General features: G+C 45.2%; 14 protein-coding genes. All 14 read right to left on the bottom strand.

What is annotated here, in order from left to right:
• The coding region (locus GXO74_11530; GenBank protein NOZ62304.1) for a DUF11 domain-containing protein at positions 1-1,354 on the bottom strand (1,354 nt) is incomplete at its 3' end.
• Positions 1,355-1,650: 296 nt separating this feature from the next.
• Positions 1,651-2,055: a biopolymer transporter ExbD gene (locus tag GXO74_11525; GenBank protein ID NOZ62303.1), complete on the bottom strand. Its 405-nt coding sequence runs from the start codon at positions 2,053-2,055 to the stop codon at positions 1,651-1,653.
• Positions 2,045-2,695: a MotA/TolQ/ExbB proton channel family protein gene (locus GXO74_11520; protein NOZ62302.1), complete on the bottom strand. Its 651-nt coding sequence runs from the start codon at positions 2,693-2,695 to the stop codon at positions 2,045-2,047. The genes GXO74_11525 and GXO74_11520 overlap by 11 nt, the downstream gene beginning before the upstream one ends.
• Positions 2,696-2,728: 33 nt before the next feature.
• The gene (locus tag GXO74_11515; protein NOZ62301.1) at positions 2,729-3,628 is read right to left on the bottom strand and encodes an energy transducer TonB; all 900 of its coding nucleotides are present in this window, start codon (positions 3,626-3,628) and stop codon (positions 2,729-2,731) included.
• 479 nt (positions 3,629-4,107) lie between these two features.
• Positions 4,108-4,872, bottom strand: a complete 765-nt coding sequence (locus GXO74_11510; GenBank protein NOZ62300.1) for an MBL fold metallo-hydrolase — start codon at positions 4,870-4,872, stop codon at positions 4,108-4,110.
• A 29-nt stretch (positions 4,873-4,901) separates the two neighbouring features.
• A complete protein-coding gene (locus GXO74_11505) occupies positions 4,902-5,222 on the bottom strand; it encodes a divalent-cation tolerance protein CutA (GenBank protein ID NOZ62299.1) in 321 nt (106 codons plus the stop codon).
• A 6-nt stretch (positions 5,223-5,228) separates the two neighbouring features.
• Positions 5,229-5,534 (bottom strand): MTH1187 family thiamine-binding protein, encoded by a 306-nt coding sequence (locus tag GXO74_11500; GenBank protein ID NOZ62298.1) that lies wholly within the window; start codon positions 5,532-5,534, stop codon positions 5,229-5,231.
• 57 nt (positions 5,535-5,591) lie between these two features.
• Positions 5,592-7,304: an adenine deaminase gene (gene ade / locus GXO74_11495; protein ID NOZ62297.1), complete on the bottom strand. Its 1,713-nt coding sequence runs from the start codon at positions 7,302-7,304 to the stop codon at positions 5,592-5,594.
• 68 nt (positions 7,305-7,372) lie between these two features.
• The gene (locus GXO74_11490) at positions 7,373-8,200 is read right to left on the bottom strand and encodes a purine-nucleoside phosphorylase (protein NOZ62296.1); all 828 of its coding nucleotides are present in this window, start codon (positions 8,198-8,200) and stop codon (positions 7,373-7,375) included.
• Between the two features lie 174 nt (positions 8,201-8,374).
• Positions 8,375-9,691, bottom strand: coding sequence for a NupC/NupG family nucleoside CNT transporter (locus tag GXO74_11485; GenBank protein NOZ62295.1), 1,317 nt, complete (start codon positions 9,689-9,691; stop codon positions 8,375-8,377).
• A gap of 53 nt (positions 9,692-9,744) precedes the next feature.
• Positions 9,745-10,293, bottom strand: coding sequence for a hypothetical protein (locus tag GXO74_11480; protein ID NOZ62294.1), 549 nt, complete (start codon positions 10,291-10,293; stop codon positions 9,745-9,747).
• A 39-nt stretch (positions 10,294-10,332) separates the two neighbouring features.
• Positions 10,333-10,962 (bottom strand): uridine kinase, encoded by a 630-nt coding sequence (udk, locus tag GXO74_11475; GenBank protein NOZ62293.1) that lies wholly within the window; start codon positions 10,960-10,962, stop codon positions 10,333-10,335.
• Between the two features lie 320 nt (positions 10,963-11,282).
• Positions 11,283-11,672, bottom strand: coding sequence for a cytidine deaminase (gene cdd, locus GXO74_11470; GenBank protein NOZ62292.1), 390 nt, complete (start codon positions 11,670-11,672; stop codon positions 11,283-11,285).
• 127 nt (positions 11,673-11,799) lie between these two features.
• Positions 11,800-12,252 (bottom strand): single-stranded DNA-binding protein, encoded by a 453-nt coding sequence (locus GXO74_11465; protein ID NOZ62291.1) that lies wholly within the window; start codon positions 12,250-12,252, stop codon positions 11,800-11,802.
• Positions 12,253-12,349 lie beyond the last annotated feature (97 nt).

Here is a 12,349-nt window from a genome sequence, read left to right as displayed (position 1 = left end):
TTGTTTCATCGGAATCGAGATAACCTTGATTGGCGACCATGGTGATGGATTCAGTGACCAGCACGGTGAAAGAAATTGTTACCGTTTCCGATTCATTGGGCGCAACGGAGCCAATTTCTACGCGCAAAACAGGGCTTGTGGCAGCTATTGTGCCCTTGGAAGTAAAAGCGGAACCCTGCACGTACTGCGTGTAATTGGGGATCGAATCCGTAAAAACTACATTGTGCGCAGTTCCCTGGCCTGAATTTTTAACTGTGATGGTGTAGCGAATGGAGTCGCCGGCATCGATTTTGCCGTTATCGTTAGCATCAAAAAAAGAATCGCTTTTTGTAAGATCCGTTGCGCCGGTGAAGTCCGGAACAACGGTAATTGTTGGATCGTCTTCTTCGTCCGTGTCCGGGTCGTCAGTCGGAATGGAATCGTTCTCTTCGCTGTTTAAAAACCCCTGATTTTTAACGCTGTCAGTGGGGCTTGTGACGCGAACTTGGTAAGAGATGGTAACTCTTTCTTGACTCCCGGGCGCCATGTTGCCAATTTCAACCTCAAAAACAGGGCTTGTAGTTTGGATTGTTCCTTTTGTCGTGCTCCCACTGCCGGAAATGTAGGCGGTATTAGCAGGAATAGTGTCGGTAACAAAAATATCATGGGCGATCCCCTTGCCCGAGTTAGAAATTTCTATTGTGTACTCAATGACGTCCCCGACAGATAAAGTATTACTTCCGTCCGCATCAATGAAACGGTCCTTTTTGGTCAGATCGGTTAATGCGCGAAAATTTGGGTGTCCGTAAATAATCATGCTGTCAATGTGCACACTTTGTCTGTCACCAATGCTGTCGCCGACAACGATAGCCATCAATTCAGATTCAGGCACATTGGCGACCAACTGGCGCGAAGTCTGTTCTTTGAAAACAGCATTGTAGTGGTGCATGAGAATTTGATTTTCTCCGGGGAGAAGATAAAAAAGTCCGGTGTTTCGCCAGAGTGTGTCCGGCACTGCCGAGGTATCTCTGAGCACTTTTATCATGCCCAGATTTTTATCCAAAGGCGTGATTATAGAATCGCCATTAACAACAGTAACGAAAACGTGCTCATTAAGCTGGGCGTCTCCGCTGTAGGCGAGATGGAAGAATATCCTATACCAGCCGGCTTGGTCGGTGGTTAGTGTAACCCGATCGATGGAAGTGTGCCTGGCTGCAGAGTCAGGCAGACCATCCACGTAAACGCGGAAATTCGGATCAATAAGTTTAGCAATGAAAACATTGTCTGAACTTTGGGGAAAGGCATTTGAAACGAATAAAACAAACAGAAAGATAATGAAATTTCTGATCGTTTGAGAAGGGGGGTATTTTTTCATGTTGGCGCACCTCTTTTATTCCGGCACCTAACACGCAAACTTCATACCAATACAAAATTAAATGCAATAATTTCAAAAGAATAAGTGCAACTTAATTGCACGGGTAATGTTTGTGACGTAACTGTCGCAGAATATTAAATATATGCTATTGGCTAATAGGTAACAAAATAATAAACAAATTCAAGTAAGCCAATGCGAAGCAGCCTGTTGGAAATTGTCAGTGTCAGATTGTATTAAGGTGAGACAGTTAGTTAAAAAAAATAGCGGATTAATTACAGAAGTTGCAACATGAAATGTCAATTTTGTTCCACTGTAGTGGCGATAATCAGTTTTTCCAATCCACTCAACCGGGCAATGTCCATGACTTTCACTACTGTGCCGTGAGGAATAGTTTTGTCAGCTTTCAACACAAGAGATTTTTCCTGCAGCCGGGGTAACATTTCCTTAAATTTATTTTCGAGATCGTTCATGGAAACCGGATTGTCGTTAAGAAGTAAAGTGCCATCGGCAGTGATTTCCACGACCAATTCTTTGATTTTTTCCGCAGTTGAGGATTTCGATTCCGGAAGCTCCAGTTTCATACCCGGCTGCTCTACGAAAGTAGAGGAGACCATAAAAAATATGAGCAATAAAAACAGCACGTCGATGAGAGAGGTAATGTTGATGATAGGTTTTCGCTGTTTTTTTTCACTAAACTGCATGTTTCACCTCGTCGATCGCGGTATCCATTTGAAAACGCACAAATTTGCGCAGTAATTTTGAAGTATATTTTTCAATGTCCATGATCATATTTTCGGCTTTATCGGCAAAATAATTGTAAAAAATGAGCGAAGCGATTCCAATGGATAACCCTGCCACGGTGGTAATCAACGCTTCTGATATTCCGCCGGAAAGCGCTTTTGTTTGTCCCAGTCCCTGTTCTGAAATGACGGTGAAAACTTTTATCATCCCCAAAACAGTTCCCAGCAAACCGAGCAGCGGCGCGATGCCGGCAATCGTTTCAATAATAACCAGTCCTTTTTGCAGCGAGCGAACTTCCTGCCGGCCCTGGTCTGTAATTAATTCTTTCAATTCATCGCGCGGCAGGCCGTTATTTTCAAGCCCCAATTGAATGATGTTCGCAAAGGCGCCTTTATTCTGATTGCAGATAGAAATCGCCAGATGGATGTCGTCTGGCTTTTTGATCTCTTCGATGACGCGAATGATTTCCGGGATTAGTATTTTTTTCTTTCTCAGGATAATGGAGCGCTCAATTACAATTGCTAATACAATAATTGACGACAACAATAACGGAATCATCATGATTCCACCGCGTTCAAAAAACAACCAGGTTTCTTGCATATTTTCGTTTCCGTTTTTATTTGTTAAAAAATTTTATTTTCTCTGAATGTAGTAGGAGAATTTCGCTGTAACTTCCAAATAATTCTCCGGAAAATCAGCCGGCAGCGGCTTAAATGGTGATGAGTTCAAAATTGCCTGCACGCTGGTTTCCTTCAAGGATTTGTGCCCTTTGTATTGTAAAACTTCCACATCTTTCACTTCGCCGCCGGGCAAAACTTTGAATCGCAAAATGGTCTCACCGCTGATCAGTCCCATGCGCGTGAAAGCGGGTGGCGGAAAAATATTGCGCTCCACTTTACGCTTCATCCCCAGCATATACGGCGCAAAATTCCAGGCATAAGTGTTAAACGTCAAACCGCCGAGGTCTTCGGCACGAAATTTTTGATTATTGTACGTGGGTCTGTTCGCGGATTGGGTTTGTGCCATGCTGAATTGTTTTCTGGCGTCTCTTTTTATCAATTGCTGGCGGCTGAATTTCTCAAATGTAAACCCGTCTTTTAAATCTGCTTGCTGTTGTTTTTCTGCTTCATTTTGTTGCTGCGCCGATTGGTTCGCCGGGCTGGCAGGCCTTGCCATTGAAGCAAATGTGGGCAATTCGTGCACATTCATATCGCCCCGCGCGTAAGGGGCGCCGACTGGCAAGTCAGCCCTTTGCTGCTGATTTCTGGCACGGGAATTTTTGTCCGAAACAAGATTTGTGTTTTCTGGCGGCGTTTCGCTGCGGGCGTCTTCCGGCGTTTCCACCAGCTCAAATTCGATTCTTTTTTCAACTTCATTGGGCTTGTCCTGCTTGAGAAGCTCGGCAATGGGAAAAAGCTGCCATTGCGAAATAGGACGGTAGAGCAGCAGAAAAAGAAAATGAATGAGCAAAGAAATGAGAATCGAAATCTTTAACAGATGCTTCTGAAAAGTTTCTTTTTGAATGAAGTACATCGCTTCTATTTGAATGAATTTTCTTTATTTTTTTGTCATTCAGCCGTCAAGACTCCAAGGCGCCAAATTTTAATTAAAATCTTTGCGCAGCCCTCATTTAAAAATGACGTTATCATACTTGATTGGACTATCCGCCTGTTTTTTGTCGTTGAGTTTTCGTTTGCACAATTTTTAACAAAAACAGGCTTTATATATTTTTTTAAGCGATTCAGAACCGAAATTTTATGCGTGTAGAAGAGAGGTATCTACAATTTTTTTGCTGAAAATTTTTCTTTGTTGATGAGAATATATCGGTTCTTTTTTTTGCCCTTTGAGTCTTGGAGAGTTCAAGGCTGAAATAAGTGCATTTCTTTTTGAATATTGCAATAAAAATTGACACAGAAACGCGGAGAGCGCAGCATCCCTCTACCAATTTTCTTTGGATTTTTCACTCTTACTTGCTATCTTCTGAGTCCGGCAGCAAAAGGTTCATTCAAGAATTAAACACTGACAGTCATGAAATCTTGCGCCAAAGACAATTTTCCTTTGAATATTTTAGGCACGACTTCGCGAATCTCGGCAAACAACTCCTCCTGTGGCGGATAAAAATGCGTTAGAATCAAGTGTTTGCATTGAGCGACTTTGGCGATTTCCGCCGCTTCCTCAGGGATCAAATGTCCTGCTAATTTTCTTTTTTCCGGAAAAGAGCATTCCAAAATGAGCGCGTCAGCTTCGTGCGCCAGATGGATAATTTCATCAGTAACGTCAGTGTCGCCGGAATAGACAATCGATTTTCCTGCTGCATCTTCAATGCGATAACCCACGGCATTTTTACTGCCATGATTCATGGGGCTCGTGGAAATGCGCAGCGACGGCAGAGAAAACACCGACTGTTCCATCTCTTTGATTTCTAACGGAAATTCCGGCTCGTAAATCCAGTCGCCGAACGCCGCTGCCAGATTTCTCAAGAATTTGTCTAATCCAATAGGTCCCAAAATCGTCAGCGGCTCTGTCCGTGCGTAAAACGGCGTTGTCCATAACGCCTGAATCAGCGGCGCCAGATCGCCGGCGTGGTCCGAGTGAAAATGCGTCAGAAAAACCCAGCGCAGTTGCGTGTAGCTCACGCCCAGTTTTAGCAATCGGACTAATGATCCCGGGCCCATGTCAAATAAAAGAGGACCATCGGCTGTTTCCAGCAGAATCCCCGGCGCGCTGAACTCCAGCGACGGGATCCCGCAGCCGGCGCCTAAAATCACGATTTTCATTTTATTTTTCCAATCGCATCAATTGGGGCTTAGCCGATTTCATTTTTCACCCAGTTCAGGTAGCCCTCTGATCCGGCAATTATGGGCAGCGCGATGATTTCCGGCACCTCGTAGCTGTGCAAATTTTTCACTTCGGCGACGATGTCGTCCAGTTTCTCGCGCGTCGATTTAATCAGCAGTAAGCATTCTTCTTCGCGGCAGATTTCCCCTTTCCAGTGAAAAATAGAAGAAATTTTTTCCACGATATTGCAGCAAGCTGCTATTTTTTTTTCAACTACAGCCTGCCCGATTTGTTCCGCCTCTGACTTTTTCGAGGCAGTTACTAAAATTAAGACGAATTCCTGGCTCATAATGTTCTATCTTTTTACTTTTCTGCCTAATTTTTCCTCGATGGATTTGGGTTTTCCCTCGAGACGATTAGTTGCGCCTTTTCTGTCGTCGATGGCGATGTGGGTAATGACGCGCCGCGACATCTCGCGCATTTTCAAATGGCATTTTTTGATTAAATCAAACATTTCGTCAATATCGCCTTCGACGGTCGTGCCCATGGGGCCCAAACGGTAGTCCAGACCGCTTTTGTCGATCAAGTCGATGATTTGCGCCACGTAAGCGCTGAGGCTTTCGCCTTTGTCGAAAGGCGCGATGCTGAATTCGGCTAACATGGTGGACTCCTGTAATTTAAGGTGCAAAGTTTTTAATCAAATATGTAAACTCGAAACTTACAAAAACAAATCCACAAAATCGAATTTTTCCACATCAACCAATCCTAAATCAGTGAGTTTCAGTTTGGGAATGACAGGCAGCGCCAGAAAAGACAGCGCCATGAACGGATCGCTCAGCGTGCTGCCTAATTTTCGAGCGGCATTGTTCAGAGCGGTCATTTTTTTATTTACCACCTCAATGGGTTCGCTGGACATCAGCCCGGCGATGGGCAGTTCGAGCGCTGCCCGAATTTCACCCTTTTCTGCGACAGCTAATCCGCCGCCCATTTTGTCGACCTGTGTGACTGCTTTAAGAATATCCTTGTCGTCGACGCCGACAGCAATGATGTTGTGCGAGTCGTGGCCAATGGAAGAGGCTAATGCACCCTGTTTTAATTCGAAACCTTTAACAAGTCCCTTGCCGATATTTCCGGACGCGTGATGACGCTCCACCACAAAAAGTCGCAGTACATCGCGCTCCGGATCGGAAACGACGTTGCCGTCAGTAATTTTCGCATCGGTAAGGAACTCTCGGGTAACAATTTGATCCCGGACTAATTCGATCACGCGGCATTTTTTCCCTTTGGCCGGAATTTGAAATTCGTTGCCTTCCAGAAATTTGATATTCACGGAGCTGCGCAACTTGACTTCCGGCCGAGTCAGCGGATCATAAATTGCCTCGCCGTCGCGTGCGACGATTCTGCCGTTTTTCAGCACCATTTTGACGTTGAAATTTTTCAGATCGTCTAAAATGACGATGTCTGCGAAATTTCCCGGCTTGATGGCGCCCAATTTGCGCAGGCCAAAATATTCAGCGGAATTGAGCGTCGCCATGCGAATGGCGTCAACCGGATTGATGCCGTATTTGATGGCGGTTTTAATCATGAAATTAATATGTCCCTCTTCCAAAATGTCCCGCGGATGGCGGTCGTCAGTGCAAAATAAACAGCGCCGGCTGTTTTCCGGTGTAATGATGGGAAGCAGCGCGTTGAGATTTTTGGTGCCGGTTCCCTCGCGTATCATAACGAACATGCCGTTGCGCAATTTTTCCATCGCTTCCTCGGGCTCGGTTGACTCATGGTCTGAGAGAATACCCGCGGCGATGTAAGCCATCAAATCTTTGCCTGTCACGCCCGGCGCGTGTCCGTCGATGCGTTTTTCAGCGGAAATTTTTATTTTGTCCAGCACGTCGGGATCGCCGTGAATAACGCCGGGGAAATTCATCACTTCGCCGAGGCCGAGCACCCATTTTTCCTGAAGAAAGGGAAAAATGTCAAAAGCGCGCAATTGAGAGCCAGCGGTTTCCAAATTTGTCGCCGGGACACAGGACGGCAGCATGAAAAAAACATTGAGCGGATTGTATTTGGCGTACTCCATCATAAAACGAATGCCCTCGTAGCCCATCACGTTAGCGATTTCATGGGGGTCAGCGATGACAGAAGTTGTCCCCAGCGGAACGACTGCCCGGGCAAATTGCGGCACGACGACCATCGAGCTTTCGATGTGCACGTGTGAGTCGATAAACCCGGGCGCTGCAAAAAGTCCTTTTAAATCCAGAGTTTCTTTTGCGTCGTAATGATTGCCTATTCCGACAACGAGTTCATCGTGGATGGCGATGTCTGTGGTGTAAATTTCTCCGGAAAGCACATTGATCAAATTGACATTTTTGAGCGCCAAATCGACGGGATGTTCGCCGTGGGCAGCTTTGATAATTTCATTCAAGGGCTGCATGAGGAGGATTCCTTTCGCAAAAAAACGTGATGCAAATTTGCTGCTGTGAAAAAGAAGTATTCGATGAGTTACCACTCGGGCATGTGGACAATGATTTCTTTGACTAAACGAATAAATGTATCTTTAATACGATTGGCTGTTTCCTGCACTTCTTCGTGATCCAATTTTTTCTGAGAAATTCCCGTGGCTAAATTTGTGATGCAAGAAATTCCCAGCGTTCTGATATTTTGCTGCCGCGCAGCAATGACCTCCGGCACTGTTGACATGGTCAAAGCATCGGCGCCGATAGCTTTTGCCATGCGAACCTCTGCCGCTGTTTCGTAAGATGGCCCTTTGGACGTGAGCAAAACTCCTGATTGCAGTTGAATGCCGAGAGAGCTTCCCAAGGCGAGCGTGTTTTTGATGAAAGTTTTGTCGTAAGCATCGGACATGTCAACAAATCGCTGCTCCGCGGGAACCTGATTGTCTCCGAGGAGCGGATTGTCGAATAAGAGGTTGATGTGATCGGTAATGACCATCAGGTCGCCCGGAGAAAAATTGGGATTTGCGCCGCCGGCAGCATTTGTCACAATGAGTTTTTCGATACCGAGTTTTGCCATGAGCCGAATGGAATAAGTCACTTTGCGCGCCGAGTAACCTTCGTAAGTGTGCACTCTGCCCTTGAGTGCCAAAATGGGCACATCTTTGACAAATCCGAGAACCCAGATTCCCGCGTGGTCCGGAACCGTAGAGATCGGATAGTGCGGGATTTCCGCCGTGGGAATGACGGTGCTGTTTTCCAGTGTGTCCGCCAGCGAGCCAAGTCCGGAACCCAGAATGATGGCTAATTCTGGCTGAATGTCAATTTTGTCTTTTATAAATTGAAGCGATTTTGCTAATTGTTGTTTTTCATCCATTTGACACCTTTTAGCCGGCAAACTTGAAATTTCAAAAATAATTTTTTAAATTTCTGACAAGTTCCAATGAATAAAATTGATTAAACAAGGAACATCCCTCAGCCCGCTCGAGTGGTTCCGGCATATTTTCTTAAATCTTTTTTGTGTAATCCGCGGAAATCCGCGTGCCATTTTTTATATCAAAATACCGGCAATTGTCGCTGTCAGCCATGATGCCAGAGCTCCTGCAAACATGGCTTTCAAGCCAAGCTTTGCAAGTTCGTGGCGCCTTTCAGGTGCGATGCTGCTGATACCTCCGATCTGAATGGCAATGGAGCTGAAATTCGCAAAACCGCACAAAGCGTAAGTGGCGATGGTGTAGGAGCGATCAGAAATTACGCCCTTGAGTTGGGCCAAGTCCACGTAAGCGACTAATTCGTTGATAGAAATTTTCGTTCCCAGGAGATTGCCAAATTCGCCGATGTCTTTGAAATCTACTCCCATGACGAACGCCAAGGGCGAAAAAATGACGCCGAAAATTTTCTTCAGGCTCAAATCCCAGGCAAAATGTGTATGGTGAAAAGTGGCAAGATTCACGATGTCATCAATCTTGCCAAGGAAAAAATTGAGCATGGCGATTAACGCGATGAATGCCAGCAACATGGCTCCGACATTCACGGCAAGCTTCAGTCCGTCTGCGGCTCCGCTGGCTGCCGCGTCGATGACGTTGGACGTTGTCTTTTCCACTTTGAGTTTGACGCCGCCCCTTGTTTTGGACTCATCGACTTCAGGGAATACAATTTTTGCCATTACCAGTGCCGCCGGAGCTGACATAACACTGGCGGCCATCAAATGTCCCGCGTCAACGCCGAACCGGACATAGGCCGCCATCACGCCCCCGGCAATTGTGGCGAAACCTCCCGTCATAATCGCCATTAGCTCGGACTTTGTCATCGATGAAATGTAAGGCTTGATGAGCAGCGGCGCCTCGGTTTGTCCGACAAAAATATTCCCGGCGGCAGAAAGGGATTCCGAGCCGCTGGTGCCCATGGTGATTCGCATAATCCAGGCGAAAAATTCGACAATTTTTTGCATGATGCCCCAGTGATACATGATTGCCATGAACGAGGCAAAAAAGATGATCGTGGGCAAAATGTGAAAAGCAAAGATGATACCAATATTTACGAAATGCTGAGTGGCCGGATCCCAGAGCTGATAAGGGCCTCCCTGCCCCATGCTTTCTGCGATTCCCGGGTCGCCCAGATACAGATTGCCAAATAGAAATGAAGCGCCGGCGTCGGTGAAGCTGAGCAATTTGGTGATGAATGCCCGCGCGTAGAAAAAAAGCGCTTGCCCGGGGCCTGTTTTCAAAATGATAACAGCGAAAAGAATTTGCAAGGCAATGCCCCAAGCCACGACGCGGTAATCAATTTTTCTGCGGTTGTTCGAAAGCAGCCAGGCAATACCTAAAAGGACGAAAATGCCGATGATGCCAATTAATCTTTGTAGCACGTCATGTTTCTCCTTATTTTAAAAATCGGTTCGATTTCATTTTTTTTGTCGGATTAAACCGGCGGTTGATAGCATTCCCAGCACACCGGCGCATAAAACTCTTTGCGCAGTTCAATTTTCGGATCATCTTTTGTAATGGGAACGGTATGCTCTTTGTCGCGAAAACGCTGCGAAATGATCGCCGTTTGTTTTTTGCATTTTGCGCACACGCCGAGCAAAACAGTGACATTTTCCGCGCGTCCCATGAGTTCTACCATGGCTCCAAAATTTTCGCCAAAAGAATTAAGCTGAAGCCCAGCAATAATAATCTCAATTTTTTTTCGGTTTCGGTTACAAAAATTGATCAGGTCTTGCGCTTCAAAAAGTTGAGCGTCGTCGATAGCGACGGTTCCCACGTCAGGTTCCAACGCCGATTCAATTTCTGCGACCGTGGGCACCGTAATCGCCTTCGATTTGAATCCCACTCGTGAAACAACGTGTCCCTCGTGAACCGGAAACGCGAAAACCTGAACTTTTTTCCCCATGAGTTTCGCATCGCTGATTCGTTTGTACAAAAGCCAGGTCTTTCCTGCCTCCATAGCGCCGGTGATCACTTCAAGCATGTAAACCTCGTGTGTTTTATGGTTATGTTTTGAATTATTTCAATGGCCTCTTTCCCGAAGCAATGCGCGGATTTTTGTTTTTAACAAATCAATGGCAACGACATTGTAACCGCCTTCCGGAAGAATGATGTCGGCATATCGCTTCGTCGGCTCGACAAATTGAAGATGCATGGGCCGGACGCTTTTTTCGTACTGTTCGAGAATGGAATCCAGACTGCGGCCCCGTTCCTGCACGTCGCGGCGGATGCGGCGAATCAAGCGAATGTCGTCCGCAGTATCCACGTAAACCTTGATGTCCATAATATTTCTAATTTCAGGGTAATGGAGAATGAGAATTCCCTCGAGAACAATAACCACATTGTCGCTGACTTTTTGCATTTTTTTTCGTCGCGTGTGGTTTTTGAAGTCGTATAGCGGCACTTCAACTTCATGTCCGGACAGCAATTCGATCAGGTGATCGAATAGTAATTTGTTGTCGAATGCATCGGGATGGTCAAAGTTCTGCTTTTTTCGTTCGTCAAAGTCGAGATGACCCAGGTCTTTGTAGTAAGAATCTTGTTGGATAATTGTGACTTTGTCCGATCCGATTTCGTCATAAATCCGTTTGGAAACAAGCGTCTTTCCTGATCCCGACCCCCCGGCGATGCCAATCAATATTATTGATTTCATAAATTATCCTAAAAAATCGTAACTATTCAGCCTCGAAGCCGCCAAGGCTCCAAGGTTTAATTATTTAGTAAAAAAATAATTTTTTGGGAACCGCTTTGAATAAAAATGTGTTTTGAACAAGCGCTCAGGTTCATTCAGAGGTTGCAATCAGTCAATTTGTCCAAAACAAATACGTTGCGATTGTTGAATCCGAGAATCATATTATTTTAAAAAGTCTGACGTAAAAGTATTTCTAACATTTGGAATGTCGTTTTGTGTTAATTTGTTACTAATTTAAACCTGGAGTCTTCAAGCCTTTGTGGCTGAATGGTTACAAAAAATCAAAGAAACGAACGATCAAATCCAACTGGCAATAGTTGGCTCATTTTCATTGTTTTGTGTTCTCCGTTGCGGTTGATCATAAAAACTTCAATGTCGCCGGCAAGTTCCCACAAAACCTGACGGCACGCGCCGCAGGGAGAAGTTATCTTTTCCGAATCCGAAGCAATGAAAATCGCTTTGAATTTTTCAACGCCATCGGCGCGGGCTTTGAAAACAGCCAGTCTTTCCGCGCATATCGTCAGCCCAAACGAGCTGATTTCAATGTTGACGCCTTCATATTTGGCGTTATTTTCAGTTACTAAAATTGCACCCACGCGGAAATTGGAGTAAGTAGCGTGAGCTTTCTCTCGTAATTTTAAAGTTTCCTGAATTAGTTTCTCGATGTCCATAAAATCCTTCTTGTCTCGCTACCCTTTAAATATAGGAATTTTTTTTTTAAAGGCAACAATTTTGATAAAAAAATCCGAGAATAGTTTTCTCGGATTTTTTTTGATAGGCGTGATAAAAACGCTAAAATTAAAATGGCAAATCATCATCTACCGGTTCCTCGGGAGCGACATCGGCTTCCGGCGGCGGAGCAGCGCTTGTTTCCTGAGCCGCCGGCTGCGCTTGCTGTATGTCGCCTACTGCTGATTTTGGCCCTACCATCTGCACTATTTCGGCGATTATTTCTGTCTTATAATGTGTGACCTCATTTTGGTCGGTCCATTTGCGCGTTTGGAGACGGCCTTCGACGTAAACCAACGAGCCCTTTTTTAAATATTTCTGAGCAAATTCCGCCCACTTACGCCACACCACAACATTGTGCCAATCTGTTTCTTTGACTTGTTCATTTTCCTGATTGCGCCATACGCGATTTGTTGCCAGCGAGAAATCTGCCACCGCAGCCCCGGATGGAGTATATCGAATTTCCGGATCCTTGCCCAGTCGTCCCAAAAGAATTACTTTATTGACTGTTCCACTACCGATAGCCATTCGACCCTCCTCTTTCTAATTTTATGATTTATTTAATTCGTTGAATTTTAATAAAAAAAAGGAAAATAGTCAAGTAATTTTTTTCAAAAAA

Source organism: Calditrichota bacterium (assembly GCA_013152715.1).
GTDB lineage: Bacteria > Zhuqueibacterota > Zhuqueibacteria > Thermofontimicrobiales > Thermofontimicrobiaceae > 4484-87.
This window is presented reverse-complemented; position numbering and strand designations above follow the sequence as displayed.